A 267-nucleotide genomic window follows, 5' to 3' on the forward strand; every position below is an offset into this window, starting at 1 on the left:
ATCTAATATGGATGTTAGTTTAGAAACTTTAGTCCACTCATTACAGTCTACACGAAGCACGCTGTTATCAGAAATTGAAATGTTAAATGATACGGAGGTGAATGTAAAGCCACGCCGTGATAAATGGAGTATTATTCAAATTTTGCATCATTTGCATTTAGTTGAACAGTCTGTCACATCTGCCCTTGTATATGCTTTGCAAAAAAAAGAAAGAAAACTTGCTCCATTTAAAGCTGTCTCTTATACACATCTCCGAGCCCACGAGAC

The 267-nt window shown here is 36.7% G+C and carries 1 protein-coding gene; it reads left to right on the plus strand.

Translation table 11 applies throughout. The features are described from left to right. Positions 1–267: DinB family protein (locus tag JDS92_RS30250; RefSeq protein WP_242476062.1), on the plus strand; the 267-nt coding region annotated here is incomplete at both ends.

Source organism: Bacillus cereus group sp. N12 (assembly GCF_016483575.1).
In the GTDB taxonomy this organism is placed as follows: Bacteria; Bacillota; Bacilli; order Bacillales; family Bacillaceae_G; genus Bacillus_A; species Bacillus_A toyonensis.